At 43.2% G+C, this 22,606-nt stretch carries 18 protein-coding genes and 1 pseudogene; 3 read left to right on the top strand and 16 right to left on the bottom strand.

What is annotated here, in order from left to right; genetic code table 11:
* Positions 1-14 precede the first annotated feature (14 nt).
* Entirely contained in the window at positions 15-509 is a 495-nt protein-coding gene (locus AC59HZ_RS24570) for a sigma-70 family RNA polymerase sigma factor (RefSeq protein ID WP_496548380.1), read from the top strand.
* A 359-nt stretch (positions 510-868) separates the two neighbouring features.
* Positions 869-2,290, top strand: a complete 1,422-nt coding sequence (locus tag AC59HZ_RS24565) for a sensor domain-containing diguanylate cyclase (protein ID WP_496548379.1) — start codon at positions 869-871, stop codon at positions 2,288-2,290.
* A 488-nt stretch (positions 2,291-2,778) separates the two neighbouring features.
* On the opposite strand, the gene AC59HZ_RS24560 is transcribed toward AC59HZ_RS24565, so the two are convergent.
* The 13 genes and pseudogenes from AC59HZ_RS24560 to AC59HZ_RS24500 all read right to left on the bottom strand — a co-directional run bounded on the left by AC59HZ_RS24560 (position 2,779) and on the right by AC59HZ_RS24500 (position 17,316).
* Positions 2,779-4,095 (bottom strand): ammonium transporter, encoded by a 1,317-nt coding sequence (locus AC59HZ_RS24560; RefSeq protein ID WP_496548378.1) that lies wholly within the window; start codon positions 4,093-4,095, stop codon positions 2,779-2,781.
* Positions 4,095-4,459 (bottom strand): annotated as a pseudogene (locus AC59HZ_RS24555) (P-II family nitrogen regulator). Before AC59HZ_RS24555 ends, AC59HZ_RS24560 begins: the two are co-directional and overlap by 1 nt.
* Positions 4,460-4,634: 175 nt before the next feature.
* Positions 4,635-4,853: a hypothetical protein gene (locus AC59HZ_RS24550; protein ID WP_496548377.1), complete on the bottom strand. Its 219-nt coding sequence runs from the start codon at positions 4,851-4,853 to the stop codon at positions 4,635-4,637.
* Positions 4,843-6,057 (bottom strand): Ger(x)C family spore germination protein, encoded by a 1,215-nt coding sequence (locus AC59HZ_RS24545; RefSeq protein WP_496548376.1) that lies wholly within the window; start codon positions 6,055-6,057, stop codon positions 4,843-4,845. Before AC59HZ_RS24545 ends, AC59HZ_RS24550 begins: the two co-directional genes overlap by 11 nt.
* Positions 6,054-7,163 (bottom strand): GerAB/ArcD/ProY family transporter, encoded by a 1,110-nt coding sequence (locus AC59HZ_RS24540; RefSeq protein ID WP_496548375.1) that lies wholly within the window; start codon positions 7,161-7,163, stop codon positions 6,054-6,056. The genes AC59HZ_RS24545 and AC59HZ_RS24540 overlap by 4 nt, the downstream gene beginning before the upstream one ends.
* 14 nt (positions 7,164-7,177) lie before the next feature.
* Positions 7,178-8,668, bottom strand: a complete 1,491-nt coding sequence (locus AC59HZ_RS24535; RefSeq protein WP_496548374.1) for a spore germination protein — start codon at positions 8,666-8,668, stop codon at positions 7,178-7,180.
* Positions 8,669-8,870: 202 nt separating this feature from the next.
* A complete protein-coding gene (locus AC59HZ_RS24530; protein WP_496548373.1) occupies positions 8,871-9,593 on the bottom strand; it encodes an amino acid ABC transporter ATP-binding protein in 723 nt (240 codons plus the stop codon).
* Positions 9,590-10,246, bottom strand: coding sequence for an amino acid ABC transporter permease (locus AC59HZ_RS24525; RefSeq protein WP_496548372.1), 657 nt, complete (start codon positions 10,244-10,246; stop codon positions 9,590-9,592). The genes AC59HZ_RS24530 and AC59HZ_RS24525 overlap by 4 nt, the downstream gene beginning before the upstream one ends.
* Positions 10,247-10,328: 82 nt before the next feature.
* The gene (locus AC59HZ_RS24520) at positions 10,329-11,135 is read right to left on the bottom strand and encodes a basic amino acid ABC transporter substrate-binding protein (protein WP_496548371.1); all 807 of its coding nucleotides are present in this window, start codon (positions 11,133-11,135) and stop codon (positions 10,329-10,331) included.
* A gap of 89 nt (positions 11,136-11,224) precedes the next feature.
* Positions 11,225-12,745 carry a histidine ammonia-lyase gene (gene hutH / locus AC59HZ_RS24515; RefSeq protein WP_496548370.1) on the bottom strand — a complete coding sequence of 507 codons (1,521 nt, stop codon included), beginning with the start codon at positions 12,743-12,745 and terminating at the stop codon, positions 11,225-11,227.
* 266 nt (positions 12,746-13,011) lie between these two features.
* Positions 13,012-14,181: a M20/M25/M40 family metallo-hydrolase gene (locus tag AC59HZ_RS24510; RefSeq protein ID WP_496548369.1), complete on the bottom strand. Its 1,170-nt coding sequence runs from the start codon at positions 14,179-14,181 to the stop codon at positions 13,012-13,014.
* Positions 14,182-14,202: 21 nt separating this feature from the next.
* The gene (hutI, locus tag AC59HZ_RS24505) at positions 14,203-15,444 is read right to left on the bottom strand and encodes an imidazolonepropionase (RefSeq protein WP_496548368.1); all 1,242 of its coding nucleotides are present in this window, start codon (positions 15,442-15,444) and stop codon (positions 14,203-14,205) included.
* A gap of 150 nt (positions 15,445-15,594) precedes the next feature.
* A complete protein-coding gene (locus tag AC59HZ_RS24500; protein WP_496548367.1) occupies positions 15,595-17,316 on the bottom strand; it encodes an N-tau-methylurocanate hydratase in 1,722 nt (573 codons plus the stop codon).
* Positions 17,317-17,625: 309 nt separating this feature from the next.
* On the opposite strand from AC59HZ_RS24500, the gene AC59HZ_RS24495 reads away from it, so the two are divergent.
* Entirely contained in the window at positions 17,626-19,347 is a 1,722-nt protein-coding gene (locus tag AC59HZ_RS24495; protein WP_496548366.1) for a sigma-54 interaction domain-containing protein, read from the top strand.
* Positions 19,348-19,423: 76 nt separating this feature from the next.
* Here the strand turns inward: AC59HZ_RS24495 and AC59HZ_RS24490 are convergent, their stop codons facing one another.
* From AC59HZ_RS24490 to AC59HZ_RS24480, 3 genes are all read right to left on the bottom strand, one after another.
* The gene (locus AC59HZ_RS24490; protein ID WP_496548365.1) at positions 19,424-19,945 is read right to left on the bottom strand and encodes a YfiT family bacillithiol transferase; all 522 of its coding nucleotides are present in this window, start codon (positions 19,943-19,945) and stop codon (positions 19,424-19,426) included.
* Between the two features lie 166 nt (positions 19,946-20,111).
* Complete coding sequence (msrA, locus tag AC59HZ_RS24485) at positions 20,112-21,056, bottom strand: peptide-methionine (S)-S-oxide reductase MsrA (protein ID WP_496548364.1); 945 nt, start codon at positions 21,054-21,056, stop codon at positions 20,112-20,114.
* A 109-nt stretch (positions 21,057-21,165) separates the two neighbouring features.
* Positions 21,166-22,602, bottom strand: coding sequence for a hypothetical protein (locus AC59HZ_RS24480; protein WP_496548363.1), 1,437 nt, complete (start codon positions 22,600-22,602; stop codon positions 21,166-21,168).
* Positions 22,603-22,606 lie beyond the last annotated feature (4 nt).

Genomic DNA, 22,606 nt, shown 5'->3' with positions numbered 1-22,606 from the left:
AAAGGAATTTACCATTGGAAAGCTTCGAACAAATAGTAGAACAGTACCAGCCGATGATCCAAAAGATTATCCACTCACTCCATCTTTACAAAAACAAGGACGAATTTTACCAGCACGCGCTCATCGCCCTGTGGGAATCTAGCAGGCGTTTCAATCCTGAGAAAGGGAGCTTTACCAACTATGCCTACTCCTATATTCGCGGCCATCTTCTCATGGAATTACGCAACTCGCATCGGGACAGCGAACGAAACCTTTATCCTGGTGAAGAATTCTTGGCCGCGGTTGAAGACAATTATTCAGTCTGTCCATTAGAAAAAGAAACTCTATTAACCTATTGTTCCACGCTGACGCCAAGTCAAAGAAAATGGGCCCTTGATTCGGTCCTCTCCGGTTTTTCGATTAGAGAAATTGCCGAACGGGAGAAAGTATCGGTCTCAGCTGTCAAACAATGGCGCACGGGCGCGAGGAAGAAGATAAAGGACTTGATGCTTTCTGTCGAAAACATTTAAATCTACCTGACACGCTTCTCCATTTTTCCGCTGTTCTGTTTGCTATTTTAAGTAATAGATATCCACGAACTTGACCATACTGATGAAGGAATTCTTTCAGGTAGGAGTGGTTTTTATGGAAGAGCGGGAAAGTTTTTTCACAGGGTTGCTATGGGGTACAGCACTAAGCATCCCGTTATGGCTGGCCTTATTTGGATGGGCAAAAATAATCCTCCATCTACTATAAATTTCGATTCGCTGATAAAGGGGATGAGTTTCCCGTTATCGGCTTTTTTATTTTATAATAAACCGGAATACCCTTTCCTTCCCCCAAAAATATGCTAAAATACCGAAGACAAATAGAAAAAAGGATGATCAACTTGAAATCCTTCGCTAAGAATCTATTAACAACACAAGAATTTAATCAATTTAATGACGAGCAGATATTTGAAAGAATAAAACTCGTTTCTTATATGCTGATTTTCACCTATCCAGGTTTTTTCATCGTCGATTTTATTTTTTTAAAAAATCTCGACAAGCCCCTTTTTAAATGGGTGCTCGAAAGCGTGCATATTGCTGGACTGGTGATATCACTCATTTTTCTTATGGTCTATCGGAACAAGAAAGCTCCTAAAAGTTTCATCGTAAATGGCTATATTCTCCTCTATTTGGTGATCGGGGCCGTTTCCTCTATCAACAGCCAGCTATTCACCGGAAACATTTACGCCTATATCATAATATTTCTGGGAGTCGCGGCCATCTTCCCGATTCGGCCTAGAAACCTATTATTTCAGTACGCCACAGTCCATATTTTTTTCTTAATCGGATTATATCTGATTGAATCCAATCATTATTCGTACCTCTCTAAGTTAATTAACTCGACAGGTACCGCCGTCATTTCATTTACAATTGCACTTGCCTTCTATTCGTTGCGAAAAAATGATTATTTAAACAAGCAGAAGCTTAGCCGGAATGAGGAAAGTTTTCGGAGACTATTTAATTTGAATCCAAACCCGTTAATTTTGACAAAGCTCGACAGTGATGAGATTGTCCTCATGAATAAACAAGCAATCGAATACTACCCTAAACATATGAATGCAAGTTTCTTGTTCAGCAGTTCTAATGAGAAGCAGCAAATTTTAAATAGACTATTAAAGGAAAAAAGCATTAAAAATTATGTAACAGAGCTGCAAATTACATCCCACATACGGAATTGGTCGCTGCTTAATTTCGAATTGGTTGATTACCTCGATGACACCTGCATTTTAATCGATTCGACAGATATTACCGACATGAAAAAGAAAGAGGCCGAGCTCCTTCAGCATGCATCGATTGATATGCTGACTGGCATTCGCAATCGACGCAGCGGCATTGAGCTCCTCCGAGAGTTGCTTAAGGAGGATATGCGGGAATTTATTATTTGCTATATTGATATAAACAATTTGAAAATCGTCAATGATCGTTTTGGTCATTCAAACGGCGACGATCTGATTAAAACTTGCTGTGAGACAATTAGCGAGAACCTTGATCACCAAGACGTGTTATTCCGCCTTGGCGGGGACGAATTCATCGTGATCCTTTTTAATAAGAAAAGGGAAGACGTCGAGGAAGTTTGGACTGACATTCAGAGTGCCTTCCATGAGATTAACGTTTCCAATCAGAAACCCTACGAAATCTCGGCTAGTCACGGATATTACCACTATAAACCAGGGACAAAGGTAACGCTCGAGGAAATACTAGAGTTGGCGGACCAGGAGATGTACAAAAAAAAGGCGATTTATAAGGCGTTGGAAAATGTTTAAATGTTGTTATTGTGATGTTTCGGATAATAGGATACGATAGATTGGGTAATATTTACTATTTAACGGGGTAGTGTAAATATGTGGTTGGGGAGTTTTGGTTCAATAATGAAGGCGGCTTAATCAGCCGCCTTTTTATTTTAGCTCGAGATGAATTGAGAGTTGGAATGAGGTATGAGACAGTTTGATAGTTTTTTTGCCACGTTTTGTCCCATAGAGTTCTTCTATGGGACTGTTTGATAGTTTTTTTGCCACGTTTTGTCCCATAGAGCTTTTATATGGGACAGTTTGATAGTTTTTTTGCCAAGGTTTGTCCCATAGAGCTCCTCTATGGGACAGTTTGATAGTTCTTTTGCCACGTTTTGTCCCATAGAGCTCCTCTATGGGACAGTTTGATAGTTTTTTTGCCACGTTTTGTCCCATAGAGCTCTTCTATGGGACAGTTTGATAGTTTTTTTGCCACGTTTTGTCCCAGTGCAAAAAACTTCCCATTAAACTGGTTTCCCCGCCTTTACTTTGCTTGTAACAGGAGACGCAACCGTGACACCTGTGGTTTCTTCGAAATTAAATAAACTAGTCGGCAGATCCGTGAAACGCTCCAATTCGTTGTATGCCGGAATACCGTGGTAGGACATGTCGAGACCCTCTTCTTCCTCCCGCTCTGTTGCCCGGAGGCCAACGGTTTTTTCGCAAACCTTCGCCATAAACGTTCCGCCAAGCAGCCCCCATACAATCACTACCGCTGCCCCTAAAAGCTGTATCTTTAAAAGCGAGAAATCACCCGTAGTCAACAATCCTGCCGAACGGTCAAACAACCCGACCGCGATCGTTCCAAACACACCGCTAAAACCATGGACAGCAACAGCGCCGACAGGATCATCCACCTTTACATAATCCACAAATAGCGTGGAATAAATCACCAGCAAACCGCTAACCGCCCCAATTAAAACTGCACTCCATTCGGAAACAAACGCACATCCAGCCGTAATTGCCACTAATCCTGCTAAAACACCATTGATCGTCATACTTGGATCAGCTTTGCCAAACTTCTTCATCGTTAAAAATAAAGCAGCCGAACCGCCGCTTGCTCCAGCTAACATTGTGTTGATCGCAATCGGTGCTAGGCTTGAGCTTGAGGCATCCAAGGTGCTGCCGGCATTAAACGCAAACCAACCGAACCACAGAATAAACGCACCAGCTGAAGCCAATGGAATATTACTAGGGGCAAAAACGTTCACGCTTCCGTCAGAATTGAATCTGCCCTTCCGTGGCCCTAACCATTTCGCCATTGCAAAAGCGGCAAAGCCGCCAACCGCATGAATCGCCGCCGAGCCAGCAAAATCCTTCATGCCTAATTTCGCCAGCCAGCCATCGCTATTCCAAATCCAGTGACCGGACAAAGGATAAATAATAATAGAAATAAGGGCAGCTGTGACCACATAGGCTTTAAAATTCATCCGCTCTGCCAGTGCACCCGAAATAATCGAAATACAAGCAACCGCAAATCCCATTTGAAAAAGCACAAACGCCACACCGGGCAATTCAATCGATAGGGTAATTTTTTCCGGGCTGCCAATCAGGCTTGTGCCAACGAAGCCAAAGGCATCCTTGCCAAACATAATCCCAAAACCAATCAGCCAAAACGCTAAGGCGCCAACCGTTAGATCGACAAAAATCTTCATCGTGACATTGACGGCATTTTTTGTCCGGACAAACCCTGCCTCCAATAAACTGAAGCCGCCTTCCATAAATAACACCATGGCCGAAGCTAGGACCACCCAAATGGTATTGACATACATAAGTTCCATTATGATCCCCCCTCTCGATTTACTAAATCATCGATATCATAATCAATCGTTCCCGTCCGAATATTGTACGCCTCAAAATCGGATAGACGTATATTTTCCCATCTCCATCTTCGCCTGTCTGGGCTGCCTGGACAACGGTGCGGATGGTCGACTCCACCAAATAATCGGAAAGCACAATTTCCAGCTTTACCTTTGGATGCAAGGTCACCTGATAATTTTTCCCGCGGTACACACCTTGGGTATCTTTCTGCTTCCCACGGCCAACCACTTGGGATACGGTAAAACCGGTAATACCTATCTTTTTCAAGCCCTTAATGGTATCTGTAAGCCTTTCAGGCCGAATAATCGCCTCAATCTTTTTCATAGAAACACCCCTATGTTACATTTCCTAACATCGATATGTAAAAATATATAACATAGACGAACTCTTCGTCAATGGAATTTTTCCACCAATGAGTCAATTCTGAATATTTAAATAATTATGTAAGCCCTTACATAAAAAAAATATCCCTATATCAGGGATATTGAGACTAAGCTATTTATTCAAGAAGTTTTCCCAGAGGCTTGTACAACACATCAATTAATTCCGAAGGACCGGGTACATTCGGGAAAAAGATTAACAGGTTTGCAATCAGCCATCCAAAGACTGAAAAAACAATTAAAACCACTCTATCTTTTTTTATTTTTGTGAACTGGGAAAGGACCATAAATAAAACAAGCAGAGTCGTCCCCAATAAGGAAGCCATTTCATTCTCCATTCCCCTTCTTACTAGAAATGAGCGGATGACCGGATTCCATTCCTTGCCTTTTAATTTTGATTTTCGGTACTATTGTTACTTTTACGTTTGGAAAAATTTCATTCCAACGATCTTTTTCTTTTTTCCATATCTCAGGATACTCGCGGTGAAAGGCGTCAGCAAACCCAAAAACATCGGCTTTCATATCCTTTTGAACTTCCTTTAATGTTTCGTTTACTCTTTTAGCTAGATTGCTCTTTAATTGCTGCTCTAAAGCTTTAACTACTATAGGATTCGCAACGTCTAAATCGGTTGTATTTTGCATGATATCATCGTCCGCTTCAGCCTTGAGTACAACTTCCCATTTGCCATTTTTTATTTTCGGAAGGATTTTTGTATTAGCCCGCAGTAATTTCATAGAAACATAACCTTTTGCACCTTTAGGTGTAAGGGTGATGGTAGAATACTTCACTTCGTCCCTAAGCCACAAAAGCCCCCTAGTAACGGAATCATTTATTTTACCAACCATTTTGTCCCTCTTAAATATCGCTGTTCCTGTAATATAAGCGATGGTTCGCTTTTCCTCCTGACCTTCGATTGGAGGAAGAATCTTGATCCACGGAATGGCCGTATCGCCAGCCTCACTTAGCAACATTTCCGCGAAATCTTTGGTGGTAACCGTCATACCTATTTTTTCTTCCCCCAATTCTCGAACCACTTCTGCAATATCACGTTCCAGCGGCGGAAGAAGACTTAATATTTTTCGAGCTCTCTCTTTGCTGATAAATAATTGAGATCGTTCTCGAAGCTCTGGCATACGAATAAAAAAATCGACATGCTCTGCAATTCCCTCTTTAGCGATCGCCTCATTAAAGATAAACACTTCGCAATGACTCCAGAAAATTTGTCGCGGCAGCTTTTCTTGAAGAATCGACATTGCTTCAGCAATGGTATTTCCTTGTGCAGAGCGTATCAACGTCTGCATAGTTCCGCCGCCTCCTGAGCCCTCCATTCCCTGCTCACTGCCGCTGCCGCCTTTCGGTATATACAAAAGAACCGTAAGCTCCAATTTTCCATTTTGTTTTTTATCAATTCCAGCACCTCTTATCAATGCCAGATCATTTACTTCCCTTCTATCCCAACAGCCCGCTAATAAAAAAACAAAAAGAATAAGAAAAAGAAAAAAGATTTTTTTAAGGGAGGCCTTCCCATAATGCCGTCTCATCCTGTTATTGACCCTTTCATTTGCTGTCTTTTCTTTTTAATTAATGCAATGGTAAGAAGGATGACCGGAATGCCAACCTGGATGGACAGTAAATAAAAGGCAGCTGTAGTACTAAGAAAATGTGATAGTACCTGCAAATTTGGTGCTGACCATGCCCCAAATAAAATTAATAAAAAGCCAATTGGGAGCACAATCGGACGAAAATCAGAAAGCTTAAGCCACTGGGCAGTCCCCAAAACAAGCGCATAATAAAAAACCGTAATTTTAAGAAATGTACCGGCAACCCAAAGGGCCATCACGATCGATTCCAAATGGGCCAAAAAATCAGCAATACTAATATACCGGGCCGCTACCATAACAGGATAGGTTAATGAAGCTGTCAATCTTCCAAATAACACAAGGGACATTACATTGGTTAGCACCATATAAAACATAACACTAAAAACCGATATCATTCCCCATTTCATCCCTTTATCCTGATCCCTTAAATAGGGAAAGAAAAAAGAAACAAGGATAAATTCACTAAACCAGCTTTGCAAGACAACCGAACCCTTTAGGGATGGCCCTAAGCCGTTTTCCAGCATCGGAAAAAAGTTTTTGGTATCCAAATCCTTTAACAGCATAACAAATATAACCAAATAAAGGACTAACAAAACGGGGACAATCATCTCCGAACATCTCCCTATCACTTCAAGGCCGCCATAGACAGCCATAGAGGAAACAATAATCATGGTCGAAAAAATAACGACCATGGGTGTCTGATGGAGGAAGGTGCCTGAAACAAATTCTCCATACTCACGGACGATAATGCCCGTTACATGAAAATAATAAAACACCAAAATCACGCCAACAATTTTCCCTGGAATTTTTCCGAGAATTTGCTCGCTGTATTCAAACATGGTTTCCTTCGGATAGAGCTTATGCAGTCGATAAGCAACAAATACGATCATAAAACCAATGAAAGATGCCCAAATCGGCGATAACCACAAATCTTGTTTGGCTGTTTTCGCAGTGATCGCAGGGACGAGCAGTAAACCGGTGGCTAAAATGGTCGGATTCATCATAAAGGCCATTTGTAATGCCGATATTTTGCCTCGTTCAAGCATGTCCACTTCAACTCCTATTCAGTTCCCTTATGCGGGTTAGGTTTCTGCCCCTCCTGCTGCCGATATGTATTAGAATATCCTGTGAAGCGAGGACGCTTTTTTAGGGACCACCATGGTGCTCTAATCAATACATCTTTCATCTCCGTTCCCTTTATTGGTGCCATTGGAGATAGATAGGGAACACCAAAGGAACGGATCGTATTTAAATGAACTATGATGGCAAGAATCCCGAGCATAATCCCGAGTAACCCCAGTGTTCCTGCTGCTACAATCATAGGGAAGCGGAGCATTCTAATAGCGGTAGATGCGTTGTACCGGGGGATGGAAAAAGAAGCGACCCCTGTGAAGGCTACAACCATGACCATTGGTGCCGATACAAGCCCCGAAGAGACAGCTGCCTGGCCAATGACCAAAGCCCCAACAATACTGATAGCAGAACCGATTTGTTTGGGCAGACGGATCCCAGCCTCCCTTATGGCCTCAAACGTAATCTCCATAATAACCGCTTCAATCAGAGCAGGAAACGGAACTTGCTCTCTTGACTTTGCTATGCTTAACAATAAAGTTGTTGGAAGCATCTCCTGATGATAGGTAAGAATCGCCACATAAGTAGACGGAAGCAGTAAGGCTATGAGCAATAAAATATAACGCAGCCAGCGGATAAGTGTTCCAATCATATACCGTTGATAATAATCCTCAGAAGCCTGAAACAAAGAATAAAGTGTAGTTGGTGCAATCAAAACAAACGGTGTCCCATCGACTAAAATAACTACGCGACCTTCCAGCAGGCTTGATGCCGCAACATCAGGCCGTTCTGTATTTAAAATTTGCGGGAATGGTGAATAAGGATCATCCTCGATGAATTCTTCGATATAGCCGCTCTCCAATACACCGTCAATATCAATGCGGCTCAGCCTGTTATGGACTTCATCAAGCAGATGAGGATCAACAATTCCCTCGATATACATATAAACAATTTGCGTTTGACTATAGCGCCCCACGACTAATGATTTCATTTTTAAATTCGGACTCTTAATTTTTCTTCGTAAAAGCGATATGTTAACACTGATTGTTTCCGTAAAGCCATCCCTGGGGCCTCGAACGACGGATTCAGCTATCGGTTCTTCAATCGCACGTTTTTCCCATTTCGCCAAACCAATTGTGATGCCCTCTAGTTGTTGATCAATCAACATAACCGGATTCCCTGAAGAAATTTCCTGAACGGCCTGTTTGGTGTCAGTAAAAGGTTTCACCTTCGAAACGGACAGCTTCTGCTCAAGAATCGCCTGAATGTCTGGGAGTCTCGTTGTTTCTTGCTGCATCAGCGGGGAAAGAACATTTTTATCGATTTCTTTAATATCGGCCAAACCTTCTGTATAAATGAGAAGGGCTTTTGTTTTATTACCGATTAAAAAGCTGCGAAAAATAACATCGGGACAATCTGTGAAAGTAGATTTCAGGACTGCCTCATTTTCAAATAAATGACGTGAAAGTAAATCCATCATGAATTCCTCATTTTATTTGTTCAGTCTAATATCCCTTTTCCAAAATATATTTCCATGTTTTAGTATGCTTTCAAATGGTTTTATTATCCAAACACAAATACAAAATATGGATGGATTTGTCTCAAACAATCGAGAATGCCTGTTAGTAAAATCCGATTACAACAAAAAAAGACCAAATCGCGGCGCGAACTGGTCTAATTTTTTACAAAACCTTACTTAAAAAGGATATCGTCCGTTCTTCTTTTGGATTTTCGAATAATTCACTTGGGACATTTTCTTCCACAATGAAGCCGCCATCCATAAAAATGACACGGTCGCCCACTTCTCTGGCAAAGCCCATTTCATGGGTCACAACGACCATTGTCATTCCTTCCTTGGCGAGCTGCTTCATGACCTCTAATACCTCGCCGACCATTTCCGGATCCAAGGCAGAAGTAGGTTCATCGAAAAGCATGATTTTTGGCTCCATCGCCAAGGCTCTGGCAATTGCGACACGCTGCTTTTGCCCCCCGGAAAGCGAATCCGGATAAGCATCCGCCTTGTCTGTAAGCCCAACCTTTCTTAAAAGCGCCAACCCTTTCTCCCTCGCTTGTTCCTCAGAAACCTTTCTCACCTTCATCGGAGCCAACATAATATTTTCAATAACCTTTTTATGCGGAAACAGATTAAACTGCTGAAAGACCATGCCCACTTCCGTCCGCACTTTATTGATATCTGTTTTTTTATCAGCAAGATCGATTCCTTCTATATAAATATGTCCGTCTGAAATCGTTTCTAATAAATTGATGCACCGTAAAAAGGTGGACTTCCCTGACCCGGAAGGACCTATCACCACGACAACCTCCTGCGGCTGGACCGAAACATTAATGTTCTTTAATACTTCATGATGCCCAAATGATTTTTTTAAATTTCTCACCTTGATCATCCGGTCGCGAGCCTCCTCTCCAGTTTAGTTAGAAGAAAGCTTAAGCTGAGTGTTAACAGGAGGTAGATTACTGCTGCGGAAAGATACGGCTCCCAGACCCGAAAATACTGCCCCTGCATGGCTCGTCCCCAATACATGAGCTCTGGCGCTGCAATTAACGCGGCCAGCGACGAATCCTTGATTAACACAATAAACTCATTTCCTAACGGTGGGATCATCCGTTTGAAAGCCTGCGGCAAAATCACATAGCGCATCGCTTGGACATGATTCATCCCAAGCGAACGTGCCGCCTCCATCTGTCCCCGATCAATCGATTGAATCCCTGCACGGAAAATCTCCGCAATATACGCAGCAGAACAAAACGAAAGAGCTAAAATAGCTGCCACAATGGCATTGGTTTTTCCAAGGAACACCGGCACAACGGCAAAATGAATTAACAAAATTTGAACCAAAAAGGGTGTTCCGCGGAAAAAGACGATATACCAGGCAAACGGCTGCGCAAGCAATTTATTTTTCAACATTTTGCCCAGGCCAATTAAGAGCCCCAAAATCGTTCCGAACAAAATACTGGCAATGGAAAGACCAATGGTGAGCATTGTCCCTTTTAGAAAAAAAGAACTATATTCAGATATTAAATCAAAACGAAAATCCATAAGCTAATCCTCCTTTATTAAAATTTTTCTTACCCAAAAATTGCGTAACTGCTTTTTGTAGGAGAGTTACGCAATTCCACCATTATTTGCTTAACAAACTCACCTCAGGAGCAACCTTAAACCACTGTTGGTAAATCTTTGCATATTCGCCGTTTTCCAGCACTGTTTTAATGGCTTTGTCGAAGTCGGCTTTTAGCTTGCTGCCCTTTGGAAACATTAGTCCATAAAATTCTTTTTCAAAGGCTGCATCATCTTTTATCACGACTACTTTTTCGTTTGAATTATTTTTTACGTATTCTTCGACGACTGTGTTATCAGCAACCACGGCATCCACACCGCCGCCTTTCAATTCCATTATCGCTAAGTTGGTGCTTTCAAATTTTTTCAGGTTGGGACTGTTTTTTCCGAGGATGGCTTCAACAGCTTCTTGCCCTGTTGTCCCATTTTGCACAGCTACTTTTTTCCCTTTCAAATCTGCTGCACTTTTAATCGGGCTTCCCTCCGGCACGAGGATTTCATTGGTCGATAAAAAGTAAGGGGTTGAAAAATCATACGTCTGCTTCCGTTCATCGTTAATTGTGATCGCCGAGATACCAAAATCAGCTGTTTTCCCTTTTATTTCAACAAATAAAGGATCCCATCCGGTATTCACGACATTAATTTGATAACCGGCTTCTTTTGCCACAACTTTGATAAAATCAAGATCAAACCCTTTGATATCTCCCTTATCCATGTATTCAAACGGGGCGTATTCCGCGTTGGTCACAACCTTCAGTGTTTTCTTGTCCTGACTGGCTTCGCCACCTCCGCTGGTGGTCTTGCTGGTACCGCATGCTGATACAATCAACATTAACGCGAACACGATCGATAAAATTTTATACGACTTCATAATGAGCCCCCTTTATATTTAGAAATCCGAAAATTCAGACTTTTATTTGGAGATTGAGCCTTGAACAGCTCAATCTCTTGCTTTAAAACTTAAACCAAAGATGGATCCCTTAAAATAAATTGTGCCAGTTCTTCCATTTGATCCGATATCGCCCGGTCCGATTCAAGCGGCGGGCAGATTTCCCGGATTTTCTCTAAATACGCCCTTGTTGCCGGTGCCAATTCCTTTTCTGCTTTTTCCAAATAAATCGCCTGGGAGGCGCAGATCATTTCAATCGCAATCACCCTTGCAGAATTATGAATGATCTCGCGGGCTTGTCTTGAGGCAATCGTCCCCATGCTAACGTGGTCCTCCTGATTGGCCGAAGTCGGAATCGAGTCCACACTTGCCGGGTGGGCGAGAACTTTATTTTCCGAAACAAGCGAGGCTGCAGCATACTGAGCCACCATCAGACCGCATTCCAGCCCTGGGTCCACTGCCAAAAATGGTGACAAGCCGCTCAATTGCGGATTGACGAGCCGTTCCGTTCTGCGCTCGGAAATATTCGCCCATTCTGCTGCCGCCACCTTTAAAAAGTCCATCGATAATGCGATGGGCTGACCATGGAAGTGCCCTCCTGAGAGGATTTCACCGCTTTCTAAAACAATTGGGTTATCGGTTGTTGAATTCATTTCCACACTCAAACGCTGATCGACATACTGAATCGCCTGCCAGGAGGCACCATGAACCTGGGGAATACAGCGAATCGAGTAAGCATCCTGTATGCGGATTTCTCCCTGGCGGGTAATACGTTTACTGCCCTCCAGCCAATTCCTCATCCTGGAAGCCACCAATTCCAGCTCCGGATGCGGCCGAACCGCTAAAAGCTCGCTGTCAAAGGCAGAAATCACTCCGTTAAGTGCCTCCATCGTTAAACAGGCGGCCATATCAGCAGCAACACCGACACGTTCTGCTTCATTCAAAGCAAGGGTGCCAACAGCAGACATTGCCTGAGTTCCGTTAATAAGGGCAAGACCCTCCTTTGCTTGAAGGGATACCGGTTTAAGACCCGCACGTTTTAGCGCTTCTGCACCCAGCAGGATTTCGCCTTTGTATTCGGCTTTCCCCTCGCCGACCAATACAATCGCAATATGAGAAAGCGGAGCTAGATCGCCGCTGGCACCTACCGAACCCTTACAAGGGACAACCGGATGAACCCCATTGTTGATCATGTCGATGAGCAGCTGCAGCGTTTCTTCCCTAATTCCAGAGAAGCCTTTCGCAAGGGAGTTGGCCCTCAGTGTCATCATCGCTCTGACAACGGGGATGGGCAATGGTTCGCCGACACCGACAGCGTCGGCACGCAATAGATTCAACTGTAATTTCGCATTATCTTCCCGGTCAATTTCGATATCGCTGAGTTTTCCGAATCCGGTATTCACACCGTAAACAACTTTTCCATCATTGATTTGTTTTTCCACGCGCTTGCGGCTTTCCCGCACCCGCATCCAGTTATGCTCCGGTATGTCTACTTTCGCCTCGCCCTTTGCGACGCTTTCCACTTTATAACGGTCCAGGGTCAAGCCGTCTAATTCTACTAATTTCAACTCTACCATTTCTTTGCTGCCCATGATTTCTCACTCCTATGAAGGTTTTATCGACTTTATAAAACATTATAAAGCTCTTAATTAACTCTGTTAAACTTAGTTGTTTATTTGCGCTCCAGGCGCTTCGCGCACCTTAGGGCGTGCCGGGGAGCCTCCTCGGCGCTTTGGCGCCTGCGGGGTCTCCCCTGTCCCGTACTCCCGCAGGAGTCTTCGCGCCTTCCGCTCCAAACAACCGTGTTAAAATTTAACAGTAGCCTTTAACACAGCTTAATTTTAAAAAAACATTCCAATTATTCGGCGTTCTTATGGTTAATATACCACTGTTCAATCAGCGCGGCTGTTAATCTCCCGGTATTAATCAGGTTATCAATGCTGATACATTCCCTGAAGGAATGAATATTTTGGAATCCCAGTCCAAGCGTCAAACAGGTTAGTCCATGTTCATTTAACACATTCGTATCGGCACCGCCCAATGTTTCCGTTAAATACGGCTTCACGTTTATATTTTGAGCCGCAACTTCCACTGTTTTTACTAAAATATCATCCTCTGGAATATCAAAGCCGAGGTACTTTTTCTCAATCCTCACATCCACTTTTCCGCCATTTTTCTCGGCGGCCTGCTTCATGACTTCCTCCATATGCTTTAGCTGCACATCTAATTTTTCCTTTGAAAAACTCCGCACCTCACCGGCAATGGTGACACTGCCCGGAATGATCGATGTCAGTTCACCGCCTTTGATAATCCCGATATTGGCAAGTGTTTCCTCATCAATCGCACCAAGCTTCATATTCGCTAATCCTTCGGCTGCAAGAAGAAACGCGCTGTTGCCTTCTTCGGCATTGAGGGCGATATGGGCAGCAATTCCTTGAACCTCCATCCAAATCCGGCTGCTGTACGGCCCCTTTAAAATAATCTGGCCGACATCGCCGCTGCTGTCAAAAATATAGCCGGTTTTACTTTTTGCCTTGCTGTAGTCCATATATGTGGCCCCAACTAGACCTGGCTGTTCATTGACCGTTAAAATGAATTCAATCGGTCCATGCGGGACCCCGCTGTCGATAATGGCGCGGATCGCTTCCAAATAAGCCGCCAAGGCCGCCCTGTCGTCAGCTCCGAGAATGGTCGTGCCATCTGAATAAATGACGCCCTCTTTAATGACTGGCTTCAATCCTTCGGTTGGCAATACCGTGTCCATATGCGTTGAGAAAAATAACGGCGGAATCGACGGATCCGTTCCATCCCTCCAGGCGATTAAATTCCCAACTTCGCCGTCGAAATTTTTGTGCGCATCATCAAACTCCAAGGTAAAACCTAGCTCCGGCAGTGCCTTTTTCAAATATTCGGCCACAAGACTTTCTTTTGTGCTCGGGGCATTTATTTTTGCCAGCTCCAAAAATAATTCCTGCAGGCGGTCCGCATTAATATAGTCAGCGGCTTTTGCTGCTTGATTCGTTTTCATTCAGGATCCCTCCTTATATAGTTAGCGGCTGACGACAATCTTTCCGTTCTTAATCACTGTTTCCACAATGTTCGTCCCAAGCTCGTAAGCGATATGCTTATAGGTTGGGACATCCCAAATCTGCAAATCTGCTAATTTCCCTTCTTCTATGACACCCCTATCATCAAGGTCAAGCGCCTTTGCACCGCCATAGGTGGCCGCTTTGATCGCTTCTTCCACAGAGAACTGATAAAGCCGGCAGGCAAGGTTAATCACAAATTGCATCGATTCGGTATAGCAGGCGGGGCATAAATCCGTTGCCAAAGCGATGTTCATGCCAAGGTCGAGCATTCTTCGTGCTGCGAACGGACGCTTATGGGCTACCGCAAAATCGAGGGCCGGCATTAACACCCCGGTAACCTTTGCTTCAGCGAGCTTTTCCATTACTTCAACAGGCGTGTAATTCAAATGGTCGATCGACACCATTTTCATTTCGGCTGCGAGGTCCGAGCCGCCAATATAGGAATAGGCATCGGCATGAATTTTTGGTTTCATTCCGTACTGGAGTCCGGCTTTCAGGATGATTTCTGATTCCGCTGCTGTAAAATAGCCTTCATCACACCAAACATCGCAAAATTCCGCCAGTCCCCGTTCTCCTACCTGCGGAATCATCTCGCTGACGATTTTAAAAAGATATTCAGCCTTTGTTAAATTTTCTGGAAATCCATGGGCACCTAAAAACGTATTAAGTACATCGATTGGTGTTTCTTTATCCAGCCTTCTGCTGACCTCTAAAATTTTGATTTCACTCTCGGTTGTCAGGCCATAGCCGCTCTTGCTTTCGACTGTGGTGATCCCATAATCCAGCATGTTCATCAGCCGTTTTTTCGATTGTTCAAACAGCTCTTCAGCCGGTCGATTTCTCGTTAATTCAACAGTTCGGTTCGGTCCGGCAGAAATCCCAAGCTTTTTGGGGTCAAGTCCCGCCACCTTTGCTGCGTACTCTTCTACTCTAGTACCATAAAAAACTAAATGAGTGTGGGAATCTATGAAACCGGGGGCGACAACCTTTCCTTTAGCATCGATGACGGAAGAATGCTCTGTTATGAAGTCCTGCTTTATTTCCTCTTCCGTGCCGACAGCAGCAATTTTTCCATCCTTTATTGCAATCCAGGCATTTTGGAGGACGCCAATATCATTCATGCCTTCGCCCAAGCAGGTGATGACTTCGGAGGCATTGGTGATCAATAAATCTATTTTTGTCTTTAACTTTGTTTCAGACATTCTTTTTTCGAACCTCCAATCTTTATGTAAATCTAAAAAATTACACTTTATCAGCGGATTTTTAGAGTTTATCAGCAAATCAAATACTGATTAATAATGAATAGTAGAGATCAATCCAGGATCTCTACTATCCAGTTTTTATTTCAAGTTTTATGCCTTTACGTTTTCCTTTTCTAAATCCTTAGGGCCAAATGTTGCTTTTGGTGACCACCATAATGGCACCTTGATGCTTTCGTTCGTAAGTTTCCCTTTACCATTCGCTACATCGCGGGCCGTTTCATAGCCGGCTTGGGCATGGCGGATAACGCCGATTCCGGAGTCAACGGTCATCGCCACTTCCAGTCTCATATCCGATTCTGCTGTACCATCGGCAACCATCGTAACACCAGTGTGAACCGCTTCCCCCATCGAATAGTTGGCTTGAAGGGCAATCAAATCACACATTCCGACTGCATTTAATAGACCGTTCAATACTGGCCAGTCAGAGATTAAATCGCCGCCGTCCTTCATATTTTCAGATTCAAAGGTTGGGTTCACGATCGAACCGGAGTCTAAATTATCGCGGGAGAAAGCAACTGGTCCGGCAAGCTCGCCCTTTCGGATCATATCATTTACTTTTAACGCGAATTTCTTCCGCTGGCCAAAGCCCATGTAACAAATACGTGCCGGCAGGGCTTCGATTGGAATATGTTCTTTGGCAAGCTTAATCCAGCGGGTTACGAGTAGGTCATCACTGAATTCTTCTAAAATCATATCGTCAATTTTTCTTAAATCCTCTGCTTCACCGGATAGACATACCCAGCGGAACGGGCCGCGGCCTTCACAGAAGAGTGGACGGATGTATTCAGCAACGAAGCCTGGCAAGCGCTTCGCTTCCTTCGCATCCATGCCGGCATCGATACATTCCTTTCGGATACTTGTACCGTATTCAAATGATTTCACACCTAAGTCTAAGAACTTAATGAGCGCTTCTAGCTCACGAACCATCGTTTCACGTGCTTTTTCTAAATAAAGCTCACGGTTGTTATCACGAAGCTCCTCTGCTTCCTGAACAGTATAGCCAGCTGGCAGGTAGGAGATTGGGTCATGGGCTGGTGTCATCGATGTGGCGATGTCTGGTAAGAAGCCTTTTTGAATGACTTCTTCAAAAATATCAGCGGCGTTACCGACGACAGCGATCCCTATTGGTTTTCTCGCCGCCGCATATTCCTTTGCCAATGCGATGGCATCATCCAAGGAATCTACTAAAACATCAATAAACTTCTTTTCGATTCGGCGCTTAATGATCTCGGGATTGGAATCACAAAGGATGGCTACACCGCCATGCATCGTCATCGCTCTTGTTTGGTTGCCCCCCATACCGCCTGCCCCGGCCGTTAACAGAATCTTTCCAACCAGAGAATCGACATAATGTAAACGGGCAATCGCTGATAGAGTTTCAAATGTACCTTGGATAACACCTTGGGTACCTATGTACTCCCATGGAGCCGCTGTATAGTTGGCATACATGGTTAAGTTTTTATCTTGAAGATCATAGAATGTCGGCCAGTCTGCCTTCATGATGTTCGTCGTTGCCATGACAACGGTTGGCGCATATTTATGAGTTTTGAAGACGGCTACAGGCATCCCGGATTGGACAACCAGTGTTTCATCATCTTCCAGTTCCTTTAACGATTTTACGATGGCGTGGTAGGACTCCCAGTTACGGGCCGCTTTTCCGATCCCGCCGTAAATGACGAGTTCTTCTGGCTTTTCAGCGTTCTCCATATTGTTTTCAAGCATCCGCAAGATGGACTCCTGTCTCCAGCCCTTACAGCGAAGTTCAGGTCCCCTCTGTGCTTTAACGGAATATAAGATTTCTGGTTTTGACATGAATAATTCCTCCTCGATTAAATGGTGTACTCGTATTTTTATGTTGCAAGTACCGTGCCAAGTTGGAGGAATGGAGCTTTTTCTATAAAAATCGCGCTACTAACCTATTAAGTTAATGTCTAGCATGTCAAAGAGACCGCAGATAGTTTTTGCAGGGTTAACGGAGGGCAAACTAGATTAAAGCTACGACATTGAAAACGATTGCATTTTTTAATAGTGCAGATAAAATTTGCATGCAGATTATTTTAAATATTCGTAATAAATGTTATATTTTCAGATATAGTCAGGTTTTTTAAAGGGGGTTTTGGTATGAGTAATGCTGCATCAATTGGTTTGCTGATTAGAAGCTTTGTAGACGGAGTCATTGTCCTAAATGGAAGCTACGAAATTTTATGGCATGATATAAATGAGGACCTCCAATTAGATCTTCCCATTGGGGCCAATATCTTTGAATTACTTCCAAATAAAGAAGAACTTTTAGTAGAAAATGAAACTTATCAAATTAAAGTGAAGGATAAGAAGCTGATAGTAGAGGTGAAAAAATTCTCTATCGACCAAGATTATCTGATTCTCTGTATTGAAGATACAACCAATTTAACAACCAACCAGAGAGCGAGATTGTATTGCCTCGAAAAAATTATCGAATCACTGAATGAAGGCGTGATGATGAGTGACCGCGATGGCAAAATTGTCTTGTACAACGGGACTCAGGAAAAATTAGAAGGTCTGGACAGCCGGGAAATTCTCGGGAAACACCTGTGGGAGGCCTATAATTACAACCCGCAATATTCTGAGCACAAGCACACTTTTAAAACAGGCAAGCCAATTTTCTCCCGATACAGGGCTCACTCTACAGTCAATGGAGTACCGAAGTATGTGAATTACAGCACCTATCCGATCCAGAAGGACGGGGAAACGATTGCCGTTTTTTCGATTAGTACGAATGAATCCAAGCTCAAGAATTTGCTTCATGAGACAATCGAGCTTCGGAGGCAGGCGGTTCAATCGGATTCTATTAATCGTCCGTTTAAAAACGGGACAACCTTTTCCTTTGATGATATTAAAGGAAAAAGCATTGCCTTAAAAAATCTCATTCTAGAGGCGCAAAATATTGCCATACATAATACCGACGTGCTAATCGTTGGGGAAACGGGAACGGGAAAAGAATTATTTGCTCAGAGTATTCATAATCACAGCCCAAGAGCAGAAAATCCATTTGTCGCGATTAACTGTGCGGCGATACCGGAAACTCTTTTAGAAAGTACGTTATTCGGGACGGTTAAGGGGGCGTTTACCGGGGCAGCCAACCAGATCGGTCTGTTTGAATATGCCAAGAACGGGACTCTGTTCCTCGATGAAATTAACTCGATGCCGCTGACGCTGCAATCGAAATTAATCCGTGTTCTTCAGGAACGATTAGTTCGAAGAGTGGGGTCAAATGAAGTAACCCCTGTGGAGTGTACCGTAATCAGTGCATCAAACGAGGATCCGGAAAGGTTAATAGAGGAAGGAAAAATGCGCCTCGACTTATTTTACAGACTCGCGCATACAAGCCTTTATATTACTCCTTTAAGGGAGCGCACGGAGGATATTCATTTTTTCATTCATTTTTTCCTCGACAAGTACCGGCGGAAATTTAACAAAGAGGTTCCGAATCTCTCAACTGAGCTGCTCTCGATTCTTCTTCAATATCATTGGCCCGGGAACACAAGAGAGCTCGAGCATTTAATCGAAAATTTAATCATTAGGGCTAGTGAAAATGATGCAGCGGTCGATGTTGACCATCTGCCAGCATTTATGAAAAAGAAATTATTGGCGGCTAAATCGGGGAATGTCGAAAAGGAAAAGGAGTTGAAGAAGAATCCGTTTAAATCGATTTTCTCCAATTCGCAAGAGTACTATATTCAAAAAACGTTAGATGAAGCGGACTGGAATATCTCGCAGGCAGCCAAAACTCTTGGAATCACCCGGCAAAGTTTGCAGTATCATATTAAAAAACATGGTCTGGTTAAACCAGGCAGCAACATCTAAAAGGATAGGAGGTAGATACCTCCTATTTTTTATGATTCGCTTAATAGATGAAGTCTTTCCTTCTTTGTATAAAAAGCTAGCTGCGATTTCCTACATTTGCAGCTAGGATATGTGCAAGATGATGCTTACCATGCCATGAATAAATACCAATATTATTTCCTACAGTCACTTCTCCTGACTCTGGATGGATAAACTTCTTTTCTAGATCATCAGGACTTAGATTTCGCAGCAGATGGACCCAACGGCAGTGCAAAGCTTCCAGCAGCGAAAGTGAAATATCAACCGGCAAGCTAGAATCTGGCAGCTCAGCCCATTTGCCTTCTTCATATGGCTTGATGACAGGAGTTTTCTCTGTAAGAGCTAATTTAAAACGAATATAGGCATTCATATGACTATCCGCAAGGTGATGGACTACCTGCCGGACTGTCCACCCTCCAGAACGATAAGGCGTATCTAGTTGTCTATCATTTAAGCCACTTACCGCATCCCGTAACAATCCAGGTAATGCTTCAATCTCATTGATCCAGTCCTCTACAATAGAGGGCGTAATCTCACCATCAAACTGAAATTTCCCAATTGGGTATCTCACGTTCATCATTTATTCCTCCTCTAAAAAAAGGACCACTCATTTATCAGAGCAGTCCAAAAGTGCGTAAAGGTGGGCATCACCTTACTAGAACTTATTCTTGCCACTAGGTATATAGAATGATAAAAAGCAAATAAATTTTAAACTATTGAATATTCAGAGAGCTAAAGAATGTCGTTTATTCGAACAGTTTTATAAACTCTCCGTACCCTTCTTCCAAGAGTTTATCCTTTGGCACAAACCGGAGCGCTGCTGAATTAATGCAGTACCGGGCACGGTCGGGGCCTGGTCCATCATCGAATACATGGCCGAGATGGGAATCCGCCGTTTTGCCTCGGACCTCGATTCTCCTCATTCCATGCGAAGTATCGAAACGCTCTTCAATTTCCATCCGGCGCAGCGGCTTCGTAAAGCTCGGCCAACCGCAGCCTGCATCATATTTATCGGTTGAACTGAACAGAGGATCGCCCGAAATAATATCGACATAAATTCCCTCATCCGTATGGTTCCAGTATTCATTTTGGAACGGCGGCTCTGTTTTGTTATTCCTGGTAACCTCAAACTGAAGCGGCGTCAGATCCTTCCGTAAATCCTCATCACTTTTGCGCTTTTTCCAGTTTTCTCGAATGAAACGCGCCCGCCCGGAACCTTCCCGATAGTGGTTATAGTGAAAAGGCATTTTTTTATAATAATGTTGATGCTTTTCCTCGGCCTTATAAAAAGGACCTACAGGGAGGATTTCGGTTACAATTGGCAGATCAAAACGCCCGCTTCCAGCAAGTTCCCTTTTTGAAGTTTCCGCCATCTCATGCTGGGTTTCATTGTGATAAAAAATCGCAGTCCGATACGAAAGCCCCCGGTCATTGAACTGGCCGCCTGTATCCGTTGGATCGATTTGCTGCCAGAACAGCTCAAGTAATTTTTTATAGGGAAAGACTTCGGGATCAAAGGTAATTTGAACCGCTTCATAATGACCGGTTGTATCAGAACATACTTCCTTATAAGTAGGGTTTTCAGTATGGCCGCCTGTGTAGCCAGAGATTACTTCTTGAATCCCAGGCAGTTCGTCGAATGGCGATACCATGCACCAAAAGCAGCCACCTGCAAATGTTGCTTTTTCCATCGGGGGTCAACTCCTTATTCGTTCTGAGTATTACATTAAGAATACACAAAATTCAATAAAAAAAGAAACCGAAGGAAAGATCCATCGGTTTCTTTTAATAAATAATAGATTATTCTTTTGCAGAAGCATCAACAGTAGCTTCTTCTGTTACTGCCTCTTCAGAAACTTTAGCTCCAGCTAATACAGCAGAATTTGCTGCTGCATGTTCTACTGCATTTTGGCTTGCATTTACGCTAGCTTGTGCTTTTGCTTTGTTTTCTGCAGATTTGTTTACTTCTGTAGCTTCTTCAGTTACTGCTTCTGTTGCTTCTTTTCCAGCTTCTTCAGTTACTGCTTCTGTTGCTTCTTTTCCAGCTTCTTCAGTTACTGCTTCTGTAGTTTCTTCCCCAGCTTGTTCGTTTTCAGTTGCTGCTTTTGCAGCTTCATTGGCAATTACTACGGCTGAGTTCTTTGATGCATGTTCTAAAGCATTTTCACTTGCATGAGTCGCTTGAGATTTTGCTTTGTTCGCAAAAGAAGGATTAACCTTTGCTTCTTTCTTATCAGCTTCTTCAGTTACTGCTTCTGTTGCTTCTTTTCCAGCTTCTTCAGTTACTGCTTCTGTTGCTTCTTTTCCAGTTTCTTCAGTTACCGCTTCTGTTGCTTCTTTTCCAGCATTTTCAGTTACTGCTTCTGTAGTTTCTTCCCCAGCTTGTTCGTTTTCAGTTGCTTCTTTTGCAGCTTCATTGGCAATTACTACGGCTGAGTTCTTTGATGCATGTTCTAAAGCAGTTGCACTTGCATGAGTCGCTTGAGACTTTGCTTTGTTTGCAAAAGAAGGATTAACCTTAGCTTCTTTCTCATCATCTTCTTCAGTTACCGCTTCTGCTTCGTCTTCATCTTTTGTTTTGACTACAGCTTCTGTTTTAATCGCCGTTTGCTTTGAATCTGAATCTTGATCATGATCAGCATCTTCTTTATCTTCTGTTTTCACAGCTGAATCCGAATCTACCTCTTCAGACTTTTCATCTTCTTTAACTGCATCAGCATCTTCTTTAACTGCATCAGCATCTTCTTTAACTGCTTCATCATCGGCTTTTACAGCTTCATCTTTTTCAACTTCTGTTGTTGCAGAAGCTGCAGCTTGTTTTTCAACTGTTTCTTCAGCAGGTGCCTTTGCAGCCTCTTCAGTTGCTGGTTCTTGAACCTGAGCTTCCTCTGTTTTTGCCTCTTCAGTTTTTCCAACCTTGCCTAAAACAGCAGAATTTGGATTAGCATGCAATTTTGCATTCTCGCTTGCATGATAGATTGCTTGAGATTTGCTCGCTTTTCCAGATGTCGGCTGCTCTTTAACTGCCGGTGCTGCTGGCTTCACTTGAACTGCAGGCTTTGCATTTACATGGACCTTTACGCTTTGTTCAGTTTTTACATGAACGTTGTGTTCAGCTTTTTCCTTGCCAAGACCAGCTGCTTCAGTAAAATGTCCTCCCGCAAATACTCCAAACGATAATGCTCCAGCCAATACGAAAGATTTCACAACAGAATTAGGGTTTAAGTAATGTTTCATTTTT

The organism is Neobacillus sp. DZ-9 (genome assembly GCF_059587065.1).
The sequence above is the reverse complement of the archived record's forward strand: the minus strand, read 5'-3'. Positions and strand labels throughout refer to the sequence as shown.